At 67.4% G+C, this 15,241-nt stretch carries 18 protein-coding genes; 7 read left to right on the top strand and 11 right to left on the bottom strand.

What is annotated here, in order from left to right; all coding sequences use genetic code 11:
• Window positions 1-141 precede the first annotated feature (141 nt).
• A complete protein-coding gene (gene speE, locus HMJ39_RS15120) occupies window positions 142-1,008 on the top strand; it encodes a polyamine aminopropyltransferase (protein WP_194297924.1) in 867 nt (288 codons plus the stop codon).
• Window positions 1,009-1,112: 104 nt separating this feature from the next.
• On the opposite strand, the gene HMJ39_RS15125 is transcribed toward speE, so the two are convergent.
• Both HMJ39_RS15125 and HMJ39_RS15130 read right to left on the bottom strand, forming a co-directional pair.
• The gene (locus HMJ39_RS15125; protein WP_194297925.1) at window positions 1,113-1,709 is read right to left on the bottom strand and encodes a 2-hydroxychromene-2-carboxylate isomerase; all 597 of its coding nucleotides are present in this window, start codon (window positions 1,707-1,709) and stop codon (window positions 1,113-1,115) included.
• 23 nt (window positions 1,710-1,732) lie between these two features.
• Entirely contained in the window at window positions 1,733-2,458 is a 726-nt protein-coding gene (locus tag HMJ39_RS15130) for an SDR family oxidoreductase (protein ID WP_194297926.1), read from the bottom strand.
• Between the two features lie 133 nt (window positions 2,459-2,591).
• On the opposite strand from HMJ39_RS15130, the gene HMJ39_RS15135 reads away from it, so the two are divergent.
• On the top strand, window positions 2,592-3,134 hold the full coding sequence (locus tag HMJ39_RS15135; protein WP_194297927.1) for a winged helix-turn-helix transcriptional regulator: 543 nt from the start codon (window positions 2,592-2,594) through the stop codon (window positions 3,132-3,134).
• Between the two features lie 208 nt (window positions 3,135-3,342).
• Here the strand turns inward: HMJ39_RS15135 and HMJ39_RS15140 are convergent, their stop codons facing one another.
• The gene (locus HMJ39_RS15140; protein ID WP_194297928.1) at window positions 3,343-4,257 is read right to left on the bottom strand and encodes a LysR family transcriptional regulator; all 915 of its coding nucleotides are present in this window, start codon (window positions 4,255-4,257) and stop codon (window positions 3,343-3,345) included.
• An 88-nt stretch (window positions 4,258-4,345) separates the two neighbouring features.
• On the opposite strand from HMJ39_RS15140, the gene HMJ39_RS15145 reads away from it, so the two are divergent.
• A complete protein-coding gene (locus tag HMJ39_RS15145) occupies window positions 4,346-5,023 on the top strand; it encodes a histidine phosphatase family protein (protein ID WP_194297929.1) in 678 nt (225 codons plus the stop codon).
• Window positions 5,024-5,045: 22 nt separating this feature from the next.
• The gene (locus HMJ39_RS15150; protein WP_194297930.1) at window positions 5,046-5,798 is read left to right on the top strand and encodes an SDR family oxidoreductase; all 753 of its coding nucleotides are present in this window, start codon (window positions 5,046-5,048) and stop codon (window positions 5,796-5,798) included.
• A 4-nt stretch (window positions 5,799-5,802) separates the two neighbouring features.
• Here HMJ39_RS15150 and HMJ39_RS15155 read toward each other — a convergent pair whose 3' ends face one another.
• The 5 genes from HMJ39_RS15155 to glnK all read right to left on the bottom strand — a co-directional run bounded on the left by HMJ39_RS15155 (window position 5,803) and on the right by glnK (window position 9,618).
• A complete protein-coding gene (locus HMJ39_RS15155) occupies window positions 5,803-6,645 on the bottom strand; it encodes a PqiB family protein (RefSeq protein ID WP_194297931.1) in 843 nt (280 codons plus the stop codon).
• Complete coding sequence (locus tag HMJ39_RS15160) at window positions 6,623-7,129, bottom strand: paraquat-inducible protein A (protein ID WP_194297932.1); 507 nt, start codon at window positions 7,127-7,129, stop codon at window positions 6,623-6,625. The genes HMJ39_RS15155 and HMJ39_RS15160 overlap by 23 nt, the downstream gene beginning before the upstream one ends.
• On the bottom strand, window positions 7,113-7,754 hold the full coding sequence (locus HMJ39_RS15165; RefSeq protein ID WP_194297933.1) for a paraquat-inducible protein A: 642 nt from the start codon (window positions 7,752-7,754) through the stop codon (window positions 7,113-7,115). The genes HMJ39_RS15160 and HMJ39_RS15165 overlap by 17 nt, the downstream gene beginning before the upstream one ends.
• A 192-nt stretch (window positions 7,755-7,946) precedes the next feature.
• Window positions 7,947-9,206 (bottom strand): ammonium transporter, encoded by a 1,260-nt coding sequence (locus HMJ39_RS15170; RefSeq protein WP_194297934.1) that lies wholly within the window; start codon window positions 9,204-9,206, stop codon window positions 7,947-7,949.
• Between the two features lie 73 nt (window positions 9,207-9,279).
• Window positions 9,280-9,618, bottom strand: coding sequence for a P-II family nitrogen regulator (gene glnK / locus HMJ39_RS15175; protein ID WP_067612559.1), 339 nt, complete (start codon window positions 9,616-9,618; stop codon window positions 9,280-9,282).
• Window positions 9,619-9,938: 320 nt separating this feature from the next.
• On the opposite strand from glnK, the gene HMJ39_RS15180 reads away from it, so the two are divergent.
• On the top strand, window positions 9,939-10,199 hold the full coding sequence (locus HMJ39_RS15180) for an accessory factor UbiK family protein (RefSeq protein ID WP_194297935.1): 261 nt from the start codon (window positions 9,939-9,941) through the stop codon (window positions 10,197-10,199).
• Between the two features lie 157 nt (window positions 10,200-10,356).
• Window positions 10,357-11,844, top strand: a complete 1,488-nt coding sequence (locus HMJ39_RS15185; RefSeq protein WP_194297936.1) for a YifB family Mg chelatase-like AAA ATPase — start codon at window positions 10,357-10,359, stop codon at window positions 11,842-11,844.
• Here the strand turns inward: HMJ39_RS15185 and HMJ39_RS15190 are convergent.
• From HMJ39_RS15190 to HMJ39_RS15200, 3 genes are all read right to left on the bottom strand, one after another.
• On the bottom strand, window positions 11,816-12,703 hold the full coding sequence (locus HMJ39_RS15190) for a DMT family transporter (protein WP_194297937.1): 888 nt from the start codon (window positions 12,701-12,703) through the stop codon (window positions 11,816-11,818). The genes HMJ39_RS15185 and HMJ39_RS15190 overlap by 29 nt on opposite strands.
• A gap of 8 nt (window positions 12,704-12,711) precedes the next feature.
• The gene (locus tag HMJ39_RS15195; protein ID WP_161382917.1) at window positions 12,712-13,470 is read right to left on the bottom strand and encodes an SDR family NAD(P)-dependent oxidoreductase; all 759 of its coding nucleotides are present in this window, start codon (window positions 13,468-13,470) and stop codon (window positions 12,712-12,714) included.
• Between the two features lie 101 nt (window positions 13,471-13,571).
• Window positions 13,572-14,615: an AraC family transcriptional regulator gene (locus HMJ39_RS15200; RefSeq protein WP_194297938.1), complete on the bottom strand. Its 1,044-nt coding sequence runs from the start codon at window positions 14,613-14,615 to the stop codon at window positions 13,572-13,574.
• 138 nt (window positions 14,616-14,753) lie between these two features.
• On the opposite strand from HMJ39_RS15200, the gene HMJ39_RS15205 reads away from it, so the two are divergent.
• Entirely contained in the window at window positions 14,754-15,239 is a 486-nt protein-coding gene (locus tag HMJ39_RS15205) for an MOSC domain-containing protein (protein ID WP_194297939.1), read from the top strand.
• Window positions 15,240-15,241 lie beyond the last annotated feature (2 nt).

Below are 15,241 nucleotides of genomic sequence, written 5' to 3' on the forward strand. Positions count from 1 at the left end.
GCGGCGTCCTTCAGCGGCGGCGGTGGTATTGGCGGTGGCGTTGCGGGCATTATGCCTGGATGCACGGTGGCAAATCATCCATGCCGCCTTACAATGCCGACGCTTGTACCCCGTTTCCCTTTCATGCAGTGGATTCCCGCTATGGCTACCCAAGACGACAACTGGTTCATCGAGCATTTCGACTCCGCCGGCACCGCCTTCGGCCTGCGCCTCAAGCGCAAGCTGGAAGAGGCCAGGACGCCCTACCAGCACATCGAGATGTGGGACACCGACACCTTCGGCTACCTGATGACCATCGACGGGGCCACCATGCTCACCACGCGGGACAACTTCCTCTACCACGAGATGATGGCCCACCCGGCCCTGTTCAGCCACGCCGGCGCCACCAGCGTGCTGATCATCGGCGGCGGCGACTGCGGCACCCTGCGCGAGGTGCTGCGCCACGACGGCGTGGCCAAGGCGATCCAGATCGACATCGACGAGCAGGTGACCCGCTTTTCCGAGAAGTACTTCCCGGAGCTGTGCCAGTCCAACGACGACCCGCGCGCGGAGCTGCGCTTCGAGGACGGCGTCAAGTTCATGCAGGAGTGCGAGGAAGGCCGCTTCGACGTGATCATCGTCGATTCCACCGACCCGGTGGGCCCGGCGGAGGGGCTGTTCAAGGCGGAGTTCTTCGAGCACTGTCACCGCGCCCTGGCCGAGGGCGGCGTGCTGGTGCAGCAGTCCGAATCACCGCTGCTGCACAGCGACACCATCATCCGCGACCTGCACGCCAACATGCGCGAGGCGGGCTTCAGCCATACCCGCACCCTGCCGTTCCCGCAGCCGGTCTATCCCAGTGGCTGGTGGAGCTGCACCCTGGCCGGCAAGGGCCACGACGTGGGTGAATTCCGCCAAAGCGACGCCACCGGCAAGGGTTTCGCCACCAAGTACTACAGCGCCGACATTCACAAGGCGGCGCTGGTGCTGCCGCCGTTCATGAGCGACGCCCTGGCGGATTTCGACTGACGCGAAAGATATCGCGGCTGAAGCCGCTCCCATCGCGTTCCGGTGGCGTTCGTGCCAAAGCCCACGGCAGGAGCGGCTTCAGCCGCGATCATGCCCGGCGCGGGTCACGCCGGCTCGCCGCTCAGGTGCGCCTCGACGAAATCCAGCCGGTCCTGGCCGAAGTACATCTCCTCGCCGACGAAGAAGGTGGGCGCGCCAAACACGCCGCGCGCCACCGCCTCCTCGGTGGTGGCCTTGAGCGCCTCCTTCACCCCGGCGTCCTGGGCAAGGGCCGCCCAGTGCTCCGCGTCCAGGCCGGCCTCCGACAGGGTCGCCGCCAGCACCGCCGGATCGGCCAGATCCCGCTCCCGGCGCCACATCCCCTCGAACAGCGCGGTCAGCATGGCGTCCCGGTGTTCCGTGTCGAGCGCCGCCGTGGCCAGCCGCATGCCCATCAACGTATTGACCGGGAAGTGCGGGTTCATGGTCAGGGTGACGCCGTAGCGGCGCGCGAAGCGCTGCATGTCATGGTGTGTATAACGGCCCTTGGCCGGTACCGCCGCCGGCGAGGCGTTGCCGGTGGCCTTGAAAACGCCGCCCAGCAGCATAGGCCGGTAGCGGAGCACGGCGCCGGTACGCTCGGCGAGGGCCGGCAGTTGCGTCCAGGCCAGGTAGGAGGCGGGGCTGCCCACGTCGAAGAAGAATTCCAGGGTGTCGGTCATGATCGGGCCTCGTATCGGCGAAGTCAGAAGGTTTCCATCCAGGGCCGCAGATCCAGCTCGTGGGTCCAGGCGTCCCGGGGCTGGCGATGCAGCATCCAGTACTGGTCGGCGATGTGTTCCGGATCGAGGATGCCGTCACGGTCCTTGAGGGCATAACGGTCGGGAAAATTGTCGCGGATAAAGGCGGTGTCGATGGCGCCGTCGATCACCGGATGGGCCACATGGATGCCTTCCGGCCCCAGCTCGCGAGCCAGACTCTGGGCCAGGGCCCGCAACGCGAACTTGGCGCCAGCGAAGGCGCTGAAACCGGCGCCGCCGCGCAAGGAAGCGGTGGCCCCGGTGAAAATCAGCGTCCCTTTTTGCCGGGGCACCATCACCCGAGCCGCCTCCCGGCCGGCCAGGAAGCCGGCAAAGGCGGCCATTTCCCAAACCTTGCGGTAGACCCGGGCGGTGGTATCACGAATGGGAAAGTTCACGTTGGCGCCGATGTTGAAGACCACCACCTCCACCGGCCCCACTTCCGCTTCCACGGTATTGAACAGGGCCACCATCGCGTCCTCGTCACGAGCGTCGCAACCGAACGCCCGGGCGCGCCCGCCGGCGGCTTCAATCTCGTCAACCAGCGGCGCCAAGGACGCCTCGCGGCGCCGGGTGACGCAGGCGGTGTACCCCTCTCGGGCGAAGCGGCGGGCGATGGCGCCGCCGGTGGCGTCGCCGGCGCCGATCACCAGCATGGCGGCCTGACTCATTGGCTTTGTCCTCGCGATCGAAATATCGGGCATGGGTTCCATTTTGGAACCCACTGACTCGCCAAATACTGGGTTCTTTTTTGGAACCTGTCAAACCGCTAAACTGTGGGCCCGCCCAAAAGCAGGAGACGACGTGCGCTGGCAACACCTGGACCAAGAACCCTGTTCACTGGCCCGCGCCCTGGCCGTGATCGGCGATCGCTGGACGCTGATGGTGCTGCGCGACTGTTTTCTCGGGGTCCGCCGCTTCGACCATTTCCAGGAACGCCTGGGCGTCACCCGGCACGTCCTCAGTGACCGGCTGCGCAAGCTGGTCGACCAGGGCGTGCTGGAAAAAGCGGCCTATCAGGAGCGCCCCCGTCGCGAGGAATACCGGCTCACGGACATGGGGCGGGCGCTGCACCCGGTGATCGTGCACCTGGTGCAATGGGGTGATCGTTATTTGGCGGACAAACGTGGGGCGCCGCTGCTCCACGAGCACCGGACATGCGGGCACCGCCTGGAAGCCAGGCTCACCTGTGACGCCTGCGGCGAACCGGTCGCCCCCCGCGACGTTCGCGTGCGTCAGAACCCGGCGTTCACGGATCCCCTGTTGCCCGTGCCGGAAACCGGCGGCGACGTCAGCCGCCCACCATCACCGCCAACGCGCAGGCCACCACGCCAAGAATCAGAATGAGTACGGCGCGACGCCCCACCGTATTCCAGTCCACCAATGCCAGTTCTTTGAACAAGCCCATTTTGGGTCCCCCCCGGGATTTCTTACTCATTTTTTGCACAACCAAAGTGTGACACATATCACAATTTGATCCTGCGCCGGAGGGGCGGGCCACGCAATACGGCGAAGGCGTGACCGAGGCGCATCGGAAGGTACGTATATTTTATGATCAGCTTTGCAGGGCCTGCTGCTCGGCCAGCATGGCCATGACCCGCTGGCGCAACCAGGAGTGGCCCGGGTCGGCACTCTGGTCACGGTGCCAATACAGGTGCAGTTCCAGGCCGGGCACGTCCGCGGGCAGCGGCTCCAGATGGCTGCCCGGGGGCGCCAGCCGCCGCGCCAGCAGACCGGGCAGCGTCAGTAAAAGATCCGACCCCATCACCGTGGCCAGCGCGGCCATGTGATGCTGGCAACGTAACCGTATGTTACGGCGATAACCGAGCCGCGAGAGGCCGAAATCCTCCATACCGGGCCCTTCCCGGCGCGAGGAAACCAGCACGTGTTGAGCGGCCAGATAGGCGGGCAGATCAAGCCGCCCGGCCAGTGGGTGACCGGCGCGCATCATCACCACCAGGGGGCCACTGACCACCGGCCGGTGCTCGATGGACTCCGGCAGCGGCAGCAGAATATCGGCGGCCAGATCCAGGCGCCCGCTGGCCAGCTCGGTGGCCAGTTGCCGGCGCGGCACGGTCATCGACTGCAGTTTCACGCCGGGCGCTTCGTCCACCAGGCCGGCGATCAACGGCGGAAGCATGCAGCCCTCCAGGCCATCGCGCAGCCCCAGCACGAAGGTGCGCTCGGCTTCCGCCACGTCGAAGCCACCCTCGTCGCTGAGGCAGCGCTGCAAACCGCCGAGAGCGTGACGCACCGGCGTGACCATGGCGCGGGCCCGGCTGGTGGGCACCATGCGCGCGCCCTGGCGCACGAACAGCGGGTCGTCGAGCCGCTCGCGCAGGCGCCCCAGGGCGTGACTGACCGCCGGTTGGGTGAGATTGAGGACCCGCGCCGCCCGGGTCAGGGAGCCCTCGGTGTAGATGGCGTCGAAGACCACGAACAGGTTCAGGTCGAAGCGCGATACATGCATCCAATTTATCCGCGATTATTTTCAAGATTCATTCGATTTATTCAAAACCGCTCCCTAGCATGAGGTCAAGCAGTGTCCAGGAGCTCTCATGCCCGTCATTTATCTGATTCGCCATGGCCAGGCCAGCTTCGGCGCCGAAAACTACGACGCCCTGTCCGAGCACGGCTGGGAGCAAAGCCGGGTGCTGGGCCGGCATCTTCGCGAGCAGAATCTGGGCGCGCCACGGGTACTGTGCGGTGCCATGCAGCGCCACCGGGAAACCGCCGAGGCCGCCCTGGGGGCCCTCAACCTGCCGGTGGAGTGGCACACCGATGGCGGCTTCAACGAATACGATCACCAGAGCCTGATGCGGGTGCACTGGCCGGAGTCCCAGGACCGGGAAGTCCTGACCCGCTGGATGAGCGAACAGCCGCAACCGCGGCGGGCCTTCCAGGCGCGCTTCGAGGAGGCGCTGCGGCGCTGGCAGCGCGGCGGCGACGACTACCCGGAAACCTGGCCGGCGTTCCGCGAGCGGGTGCTGGCGTCGCTGTACAGTCTGGCCAACGGCCTGGAAAGGGGCGACAGCGCCCTGGTGTTCACCTCCGGCGGCGCCATCAGCGTCGCCATTCAGCATCTGCTGGAACTGGACGACGAAGCGCTGATCACCTTCAATCGCGGGCTGGTGAACACCAGCGTCACCCGCCTGCTGGTCAACACCGGGCGTCTGCGTCTGGCCACCCTCAATGAACATTTGCATCTGAGCGGCGATTTGCTTACCTACCGGTAACCGCCGACGCCAAGGACCCCCCATGACCACCCGCGACAACATCCTGATCACCGGCGCCAGCTCCGGCCTGGGCGCCGGCATGGCCCGGCTGTTCGCCGCCCAGGGCCGCGATCTGGCGCTGTGCGCCCGCCGCCTGGATCGGCTGGAAGCCCTGAAGGCGGAGCTGGAAGGCATCAATCCGTCCATCACGGTGCGCATCAAGCCCCTGGACGTGAACGACTACGATCAGGTGTTCCAGGTCTTCCACGCTTTCCAGGAAGAAATGGGCCATCTGGACCGCATCATCGTCAACGCCGGCCTGGGCAAGGGCCAGCCCCTGGGCACCGGCGCTTTCCACGCCAACCGGCAAACCGCCGAGACCAATTTCGTGGCGGCCCTGGCCCAGTGCGAGGCGGCCATGGAGATCTTCCGTGCCCAGAACGACGGCCACCTGGTGATGATGTCGTCGATGAGCGCCCTGCGCGGCATGCGCAAGAACATCAACACCTACGCCGCCACCAAGGCCGGCGTGGCCAGCCTGGCGGAAGGCCTGCGCATGGAGATGCTGGGCAAGCCGATCAAGGTGAGCACCATCTACCCGGGCTACATCCGCTCCGAGATCAACGAGAAGGTGGAGAAGGCGCCGTTCATCGTCGACACGGAAACCGGCTGCAAGGCTCTGGTGGCCGCCATCGAGCGGGAACCGGCCAAGGCGTTCGTGCCGTCCTGGCCATGGCGCCCGCTGGGGCTGGCCATGCGCGTCCTGCCGCTGTCCTGGGTACGGCGGATGACCTGAACCGCTACCGCCAGCCCAGCACCGGCGCCCATTCCAGCCATTCGTCCTCGGGCTCCTTGTTGAGCTCGAAGCGGCGCCCGGCGCCGGCCAGGGAGCCGGCCTCGTCCGGAGTAGCGAAGCTGACGCCGCCGCGCAGCAGGTTCTCCACCGAACTGGCGCGAATGTCGGCGCCGCTGAACAGACCGAAATCCACGTCCAGCCCGGAGCTGTTCCAGAACCGGGAATTGGTGCGCACCAGCTTGGCGTAGCGCGGCTGGATGACCACCTCGATCTCCACGTGGCGGGCATCCCGGGCCAGTTTGCTCTCGCCGATGGTGCCCACCGGCAGATCCCGATAAAACACCTTTCGCCCCTGCTTGAGCGAGCCCAGGGTGTCCGCCACCAGGGTCAGCTTGAGGCCGGATTCCGGCTGCTGCTCCGGCGGCGCCGACAACCCCTTGAAGCGGCTGGCCGGCTCACCGTCGCCGGGCTTCACGGCGATGTACTTGCCTTCCACCAGGGTATCCAGGTTGCGCGCGCCGGCCACGCCGATTTCCGGTTCCACGACCCAGAAGCGGCTGTTTTCCCGGGCCAGCTCCTTGGCGTCCTGGTTGAGGCTGGCGTGCACCTCCACCTGCTTGAGATCGTCGCTGAGGCGGATCTCGTCCACCTTGCCCACCGGCACGCCCCGGTATTTCACCGGCACGCCGGTTTTCAGGCCACCGCCGTTGGCGAAGGTGATCACCACCTGGCGATCGCTGCTGAGGAATTCCTGATACAGCAGCCAGCCGGCCAGCACGATACTGATCAGCGGCACCAGCCAGATCGGCGAGGGCCAGCGGCTGCTACGGGTTTGCACCGTTTCCATGGTCGGGTTCCCAGAGTTGCGAAGTGGAAAAAACGTGCGCGGACAGCATGGTCAGCACCACCGCCAGCGCGAAGGCGGTGATGCCCGGTTCCGGGCTGGCGGTGGCCAGCTTGCCAAAACGCATCAGCCCGGCCAGCAAGGCCACCACGAACACGTCCAGCATCGACCAGCGGCCGATCCAGTAAACCAGCCGGTAGGCGCGGATCGCCGTGCGTGGCGACGGATGCGCCGGGGTCCGCCAGTACACCACCGTCAGCACCAGGATCTTGAGAATCGGAATCAGCAGGCTGGCGGTGAACACCACCAGGGCCAGCACCGGCATGCCGGAGTGCACCAGCCGCACCACGCCGTCGGCGATGGTGCCGGACTGTTCGCGGCCGATGCTCTCGAAGGTCATGATCGGCAGCAGATTGGCGGGCACCAGCCAGACCGCCGCCGCGGCCAGCAGGGCCCAGGCGGTCAGCCGCCTAGACGCGGGCCGCATCGCCGGCCTCCGCGTCACGTTGTTCGAGAACGCGGTCCAGCACCGCCGGGTCCGCCAGCCCCTCGGCCACCCAGCGCGCCACCACCAGGCCCAGCAGGCAGAACAAACCGGCGCCCAGGCGCAGGCTGGCGCTCTCGCCCAGTTCGGTGGTGGCGATCAGGGCGCCGAGCAGGAAAATTTCCGGCATCGCCCATTCCCGGCCCTGGCGGTACCACCACAGCCAGCGCCGGGGCCGGCCGCCGGCGTGCAGCCGGGCCATGGCCACCAGCAGGGCGATCATCTGCGCCGCCGGCATCAGCACCAGGGTGCCCAACACCACCGCCGCCACCAGGCCGTAGCGGTCGTCCAGCAAGGCGGCGGCGCTGGAGGTCACGGACACCGAACCGGAAGCGCCGAACTGCTCCACGTACACCAGCGGCAGAGTCACCGCCGGCGCCCACAGCACCAGGGCGGTGGCCGCCAGGGCCAGCACCGCCTGGGCGCGCAGGCGGTGCTGCGAGCCCAGGCGGGCACCGCAGCGCGGGCAGAACCAATGGCCACGATCGGCGTCCGGCCGCGCCAGACGCAGGGCGCAGTCGTGGCACACCACCGCCGCACCGGAGGACCGGGAGAATGAATTGGACATGTGTTCACTCTAGCAGCCCGCTCCGGCCACTCCAGGCACGGAACGTAACCAGGGGGTAAAAGAGCGCAAAAAATCGCCGGGAGCGGTTTTTGACGTCGCGAAGCGACGGCCCGAAGGGTGACCGCCAGGGATGGTGGTCACAAAAAAGGGCGCCCGAAGGCGCCCAAGGTTGTTCCAAGGAAGGAAACAGAATCAGCTTTTCACGAATTCCGGGTAAGCTTCCATGCCGCAGTCGACCAGGTCCATGCCTTCGTACTCGTCTTCTTCGGAGACACGGATGCCGATCACCGCCTTGAGGATGGCCCACACGATCAGGCTGGCCACGAACACCCAGACGAAGATGGTGATGGCGCCGACGATCTGGCCGGTGAAGGTGGAACCGTCGTTGGTGAGCGGTACCAGCAGCAGACCCAGCAGACCCACGACACCGTGCACGGAGATGGCACCGACCGGATCGTCGATCTTCATCTTGTCCAGGGCCACGATGCTGAACACCACCAGCACGCCGCCCAGGGCACCGAACAGAGTGGCGGTCAGCGCGGTCGGGGTGGAGGGCTCGGCGGTGATGGTCACCAGGCCGGCCAGGGCACCGTTGAGGAGCATGGTCAGGTCGGCCTTGCCGAACAGGAAGCGGCCCACGATCAGAGCGGCGATGGCGCCACCGGCGGCGGCGGTGTTGGTGTTCAGGAACACCATGGCCACGGAGTGCGCGTTGGCGGCGTCGCCCAGCTTCAGCACGGAACCGCCGTTGAAGCCGAACCAGCCCATCCACAGGATGAAGGTACCCAGGGTCGCCAGCGGCAAATTGGAGCCGGGGATAGCGTGGATCTCGCCATTGGCGCCGTACTTGCCTTTACGCGGACCGAGCAGCAGCACGCCGGCCAGGGCGGCGGACGCACCGGCCATGTGCACGATGCCGGAACCGGCGAAGTCGGAGAAGCCCAGGTCGCCCAGGTTGTACATACCGAACACGTCGGCACCGTTCCAGGTCCAGGCGCCTTCCATCGGGTAGATGAAACCGGTCATGACCACGGCGAAGGCCAGGAAGGCCCACAGCTTCATGCGCTCGGCCACGGCGCCGGAGACGATGGACATGGCGGTGGCCACGAACACCACCTGGAAGAAGAAGTCGGACGCGGCGGAGTACACGGAACCGCCGTCGAAGCCGGCTTCCGAGGAATCGGCCAGCACGCCGGCCAGATCGAAGGCTTCGATGCCGCTCAAGAAGATGCCGCCGTCGTACATGATCGCGTAACCGCAGACCAGGTACATAATGCAGGCAATGGCGAACAACGCCACGTTCTTGGTGAGAATCTCAGTGGTGTTCTTGGCGCGAACCAGACCCGCCTCGAGCATGGCGAAGCCGGCGGCCATCCACATTACCAGTGCGCCACACACCAGAAAATAAAAGGTGTCGATGGCGTACTGAAGTTCGAAAATTTGATTTTCCACGTTGCAACCCTCCGAGAAATTGGAAGCGTGATCAGGACCTTGGCATGGGTCGTATTACACGTTGCTTTGAAACTTAGATCGCGTCCTCGCCGGTCTCGCCGGTGCGGATGCGAATGGCCTGCTCCAGGGTGGTGACGAAAATCTTGCCGTCGCCAATCTTCCCGGTGTTGGCCGCCTTGGTGATGGCTTCGATCACTTGATCCAGGCTGGCTTCCGCGATCGCCACTTCGATCTTCACCTTGGGCAGGAAATCCACTACGTATTCCGCGCCGCGGTACAGTTCGGTGTGGCCTTTCTGACGCCCAAAGCCCTTCACCTCGGTGACGGTGATGCCCTGAACGCCGATCTCGGACAGTGCTTCGCGCACGTCGTCCAATTTGAACGGCTTGATAATGGCTGTAACCAGTTTCATTTCTATCTCCTTCAAACGCTTATACCGCGTCCGTTGACGTTCGTTGGGTTTCAGGCCCCGCTTTGGTTCCCGATCCATCCACTCGTTCGAACGCTCTAGCCCGTTTAGTGCACGACCCATGCCAGTTTTAAAAAGTCACGCAATCTCAGGGGGTTAGAACTCAGTTCCTGGCGTCCTGCCGGGTCATTTGCGGCATTATAGTGCACCACTTTGGACCACAACCCAAAACGGTGCACGCCGTTACGGTGCTCGACGCCGGAGCGCCCGTGCTACCATCGGACGCCGATTCGCCCGATGCCGAAATAGTGGAGCCTCCGGCCATGCAAAGCCAAGCCTTTATCGACCGACTGATGGCCGACATCAGCCGCCATCTGCCCGGTGACCTGGGTCGCCTGCGCCAGGACGTGGAGCACAGCGTGCGCGCGGTCCTCAATGAAACCCTGACGCGCCTGGATCTGGTCAGCCGGGAAGAATTCGAGGTGCAGCGCCAGGTACTGGAGCGCACCCGCGCCAAACTGGACGCCCTGGAGAAGGAAGTGGCGGCACTGGAACGGGCCACCGGAGAAGACGACACACCCTGAACGAGCCCCGCGCCCAGCGGGACCGGCCAAAGCGCGTCTGGCCGCCACGGGAAGAAACCTCCAAGAAACAGGCTTACCGAAACCGGCGCCATCGGCGCACGCCGATCCGGGCGGATCTCGTACGCGCGGTCCCGGCCGGCGCCGCTATGCTGCGGCCATGAACATCACCAGCCTGAACAGCCGCGCCGCCCGGGGCGTGGACGCCGTGCCGGTGCGCGTGGAAACCCACCTGGCGCCGGGCCTGCCCGGCTTCACCATCGTCGGCCTGCCGGACACCGCCGTGCGGGAAAGCCGCGACCGGGTGCGCTCGGCCCTGGTCAACGCCGGCTTCGATTTCCCCCAGCGGCGCATCACCGTGAACCTGGCGCCGGCGGACCTGCCCAAGGATGGCGGCCGCTTCGATCTGCCCATCGCCCTGGGCATCCTGCTGGCGAGCGGCCAGCTGGGGCGGGTGGACACCGGCAAACTGGAATTCATCGGCGAGCTGGCGCTGAGCGGCCGGCTCAACCCGGTGCCGGCGCTGCTGCCGGCGGCCCTGGCCTGCGCGCGCACCGGCCACACCCTGGTGGTGCCACCGGATAACGCCGACGAGGCGGCCCTGGCCGGGGCCCGCACCCTGGCACCGGCCAGCCTGGCGGCCCTGTGCGCGCACCTGCGCGGCGCCGAGCCGCTGCCCCCGCACCCACCGCCGGCGGTGGCGGCCACGCCCCCGGACGCCCTGCCCTGCCTGGGCGACGTGCGCGGCCAACCGGCCGGCAAGCGGGTGCTGGAGATCGCCGCCGCCGGCGGCCATTCACTGCTGCTGTGCGGCCCGCCCGGCGCCGGCAAGAGCCTGCTGGCGGCGCGCCTGCCCGGGCTGCTGCCAGCGCTCACCCGGGACCAGGCCCTGGAGGTGGCGGCGGTGCATTCATTGCGCTCGGCGCGGCCGGCGTCGGCGTTCCTGACCCGGCCCTACCGCAGCCCGCACCACACCATTTCCGCCACCGCCCTGGTGGGCGGCGGCGGGCGCCCGCGACCTGGGGAAATCTCCCTGGCCCACCAGGGCGTGCTGTTCCTGGACGAGTTGCCGGAATTCGGCCGCCAGGTGCTGGAAGTGCTGCGCGAGCCCCTGGAAACCGGCGAGGTGCACATCGCCCGCACCGCCGAGCAATTGCGCTTCCCGGCCCGCTTTCAGTTGGTGGCGGCCATGAACCCCTGCCCCTGTGGCTACCTGGACGACCCGGACAAGGGCTGCGGTTACCGCTGCGACAAGGCACGGCGCTACCGCCAGCGGCTGTCCGGCCCGCTGCTGGACCGCATCGACCTGCATCTGACGGTGCCGCCGGTGGACCCGGGCACCCTGCTCGCCGAGGGCGACGGCGAACCCAGCGCCGCCGTGCGGCCCAGGGTGGCGGCGGCCCGGGAGCGGCAATGGCGGCGCCAGGGCTGCCTCAACCGGGACCTGCCGCCGGGCGCCCTGAACGCCGGCCTGCGCGCGCACCGGGCCTGGCTGCGCGGCGTCATGGAACGGCTCGATCTGTCCGCCCGGGGCCTGCACCGCAGCCTGCGGGTGGCGCGCACCATCGCCGACCTGGCCGGCGCCGAGGCGGTGGAACGGGCCCATCTGCGCGAGGCGCTCAGCTATCGGGAGAGCGAGCCGGACTGAGGCGCCGCCACAGCTCCGCCAGCATCACCCCGGCCAGGGTCAGCAGGCCGCCGAACAGGTGCGCCCAGGTGAGCTGCTCGCGCAGCACCACGGCGGCGATGGCGGCGGTGAACAGTGGCACCAGGTTGAAGAACAGGCTGACACGGCTGGGATCGAGCCGGGTGATGCCGTTCATCCACAGCCAGGGCGCGGCGATGGACGCGGCGATGCCGGCGTAGGCGATCAACGGCAGCGCCTCGCCGCTGAGCCCCTGGCGCGGCGACAGCAGCATCAGCGGCAACAGCACCACGATGCCCACCAGCACCTGCAGGTAAAGCAGGGTGAGCGCGGGCAAATCCGGCCGCCAGCGTTTCAGCAGCACGCCGTAGACCGCGTAGGACAGGGTCGCCAGCAACATCAGCAGATCGCCCAGGTTAACGCCCTGGCGAAGCAGCGCGGCGGGATCCCCGGAGGACACCACCACGATCACCCCGGCCAGGGAGATCAACGCGCCGGTAACCGCGCCCGCCGTGAGCGGCTGGCCGAGCAGCAACGCCGACAGCAACAACGCGAGCAGCGGCATCAGCGACAGGATGATGCCCATGTTGGTGGCGCTGGTGGAAATGCCGGCGTAATAGGCCAGGGTCTGGTAGGCGACCATGCCGAGGATGCCGAGCACCACGTTGTGCCACAGCCAGGGGCGGATGGCGTGGCGCTGCCGCCACAGCGGCCGCAGCATCACCGGGGTGAGCAGCGCGCCGGCCAGCAGCCAGCGGTAAAAGCCGATCTCCGCCGGGTGCAACACACCCGCGACCAGCTTGTTGACCACATTGTTGCCCGACCACAGCATCACCGCGGCGAGCGGAAACAGGTAGGCCAAACCGCGCCTCAGAGACTGTTGCAGAGGTGGGCGCCGTCCACCGGAATGGCGGTGCCGCTCATGTAGGAGGAAGCGTCCGAAGCCAGCAGCAACAGGGGCCCCATGAGCTCATCAATCTGGCCGAGCCGGCGGTAGGGGATGCGCTTGATCAATTTCTCGCCGTGGGGGCCGGCGAAGAAGTCCCGGTTGATGTCGGTTTCCACGTAGCCCGGGCAGATGGCGTTGCAGCGGATCCCATGGCGCGCGTAGTCCAGGGCGATGGATTTGGTGAGCTGCACCACGCCGGCCTTGGAGACGGTGTAGGGCGACAGCAGCGCGCCCACCCGCAGGCCGAGGATGGAGGCGATATTGATGATGTTGCCGGGCCGGCCGTCGCGGCGCCATTGCCGGATGGCGAATTTGCTCACCGCCCAGACGCCGTTCAGGTTGGTGTCGATGACCGCGTTCCAATCGTCTTCTTCCAGGGTGTCCAGGCCGCCTTCCCGGGTGATGCCGGCGTTGTTGATCACCACGTCCAGGGCCGGCATTTCCGCGAATGCCTTTTCCACGCTGGCGTGGTCGGACACATCCAGCGGCACCACCACGGCGTCGCGGCCCTCGGCGCGCACCGCCTCGGCGGTTTCCTGGAGTTTCTCCACGCGACGGGCGGCCAGCACCAGGTCGGCGCCGCGCTCGGCCAGTTCCCGGGCGAAGTGGGCGCCGAAGCCGCTGGACGCGCCGGTGATCAGGATCCGTTTGCCGGTGATATCGAAACGGGAGTCGGTCATGGGATTCTCCTCTGCCATCGCCTTCGAAGGGCGGTAAGGTCAAAGGGCTTTACTGTAACGGAAAACACCGCCCATGGCTGCGCGGCGCGGCGGGGAAAACGTCAGTCCCGGTAATCGCCGGCCCGGTAGTAGCTGGGCGGGTGGCCGGTCCAGCGGCGGAAGGCGCGGGTGAAGTTGCTGGGGTCGGCGTAGCCGAGCAGGTCGGCCACCTTCTGCACCGGGTGGTTGGCGGCCAGGTAACGCACCGCCCGGGCCATGCGCACTTCCTCGAGCAGATTGCGGTAGCTCACGCCCAGGGCGGCCAGGTGGCGGCGCAGGGTGCGGGAGGTGAGATGAAAGCTGCCGGCCAGCTGCTCAAGACTGGGCAGCATGCCCTCCGCCTGCATCAGCCGGGAGCGCACCCGGGAGGCCCAGTCCTGGTCGATTTCCAGGCGCCGCAGTTCCTCCTCGCAACGCCGCGCCGCCATGCTGCGGGAAGCGGGATCGGCCAGGGCGAAGCGCTCGTTCATCAGCCGCGCCGGGAACCGCAGCGCCGCCACCGGCTTGCCGAAGGTCACCGGCATGCCGAGCACCTCGGTGTAGCGTGCCGCGTGGGGCGGCGCCGGATAGGGCAGTTCCAGGGTGGCGCCGCGGAAACGGTCACCGAGCAGATAGCGCAGGCCGCCCACCAGGGCGGCGGTGACCACCTCCAGGTAGGGCTCGCGGATGTCGCCCAGATCGTAGGGCTCGGCGAGGCAGAAGCGCACCCAGCGCGGTTGCGCCCGCAGGCGGGGCAGGCACAGCCGGGTGCGGGTGCGGAAGTAACGCTCCAGCAGCTCCAGGGCCTCGCCCAGATCCGCGCTGCTGATCGCCGCGTAGCCGAGCAGGCCGTGGGCGTTGACGGTGAGCTGCCGGCCCAGGGCCAGCCCGATGGCGGGATCGCCGCTGAGTGAGCGCGCGCCCTCCATGACGCGGCGAAACTGATCGAACCGCAGCGCCGGCTCGGCGCTGTACACGGCCTCCCGGTCCAGCCCCACCCGGGCCAGCAGGCGGCCGGTATCCAGGCCGGATTCCTGGATCAGTTCCAGCAGGTTACGCACATAGTTCACCGGGATCGGCGTGCGGTCGCCGGTGAGGTCATTGAGACCCGCGTCATAGGTTTCCATGACGGCAAGGATACAACCGTTCTCGGCGTTGTCCGAAAATGACAGGCCCGTTTTGGCGCGCGCACGGCCCGGCACTGCAAAGCGACCCGCGCTGACGTACCATTGGCCGTCTTCGTCGTATTGCCCGGGAGGGGCGCCATGGCCACCGTTCAAGCCCTGTACATCGCCACCGAGAAGCGCGGCCCGGTAAGCCGCCACCCGGCGGTGAAAGTGGAAGCCGGCCGTGGCATCGTCGGCGACCGCCGCTATAAGCGCGACACGCCACCGGCGGAGCAGATCACCCTGATCGAAAGCGAGCGCGTGGCGGCCTTCAACCGGGAATACGGCCTGGACGTGGAAGCCGGCGCCCTGCGCCGCAATCTGGTCACCGAGGGCATCGACCTGAACGCCCTGGAGGGGCGGGAATTCCAGGTCGGCGGCGTACGCCTGCGCGGCATTGAACTGTGCGAGCCCTGCGCGGTGGTGGGGCAGCTGCTGGCGCGGCCGGGTTTAAGCCCCACCGAGGTGATTCGCGGCCTGATGGACCGGGGAGGCCTGCGCGCCGAGATCCTCGATTCCGGCGTGCTCCGCGAGGGCGATGTGATCCGCGCGGACGGAGACAATAGCCGGAGCGATTCCGCTTGAGC

The organism is Alloalcanivorax profundimaris (assembly GCF_015265435.1).
Lineage (GTDB): Bacteria > Pseudomonadota > Gammaproteobacteria > Pseudomonadales > Alcanivoracaceae > Alloalcanivorax > Alloalcanivorax profundimaris.